The organism is Aminobacter sp. P4_D5 (genome assembly GCF_056401815.1).
Genome location: NZ_JBFUIP010001384.1, coordinates 1 through 520 on the forward strand (window position 1 = coordinate 1; position 520 = coordinate 520).

1 protein-coding gene is annotated in these 520 nt (G+C 67.3%); it reads right to left on the reverse strand.

Annotated elements, in window-relative coordinates; all coding sequences use genetic code 11:
* Positions 1–129: 129 nt before the first annotated feature.
* Positions 130–520, reverse strand: a 391-nt coding sequence (locus AC1DWF_RS38550; RefSeq protein ID WP_476843665.1) for an exodeoxyribonuclease III, incomplete at its 5' end; no start/stop codon positions are given.

Below are 520 nucleotides of genomic sequence, written 5' to 3' on the forward strand. Positions count from 1 at the left end.
ATTGAAGACCCTGGACCGCGCCGACCATTGGCACATCGGCGACGCCGCAGAGCTSGTGCGGAGGTCGACGGCGAAGGCCCTCAAGGGCTGGGGCCGTGCCAGCCAGGCGCTTCCGGACCGCTGACCAGCTCAGCGCTTCCGGCGGCGCTTCTCCGGACCGATCTCGATCCAGGCCGGCGCGTGATCGCTCGCACTCTCCTGGCCGCGCATCTCGCGATCCACGCCCCCAGCSGTGAGCCGCGGWGCMAGCGACGGGCTCAATAGAAAATGATCAATCCGKAGMCCCGCGTCGCGCGGCCAGGCCTCTCGCTTGTAGTCCCAGAAGGTGTAAGGGGCCCGCTCCGGGAAAAGCGCTCTGAGYGCGTCCGTCCACCCCTGGTCGAGCAGCCGCCGGTAAGCGGCTCGCGGCTCGGGTTGCAGAAGAGCGTCGCGCGCCCAAGATCGGACTGCATAGATATCCGCATCGGTTGGAACGACATTATAGTCGCCGGCCAGAACCAAAGGAGCACCGCTCGTCAGC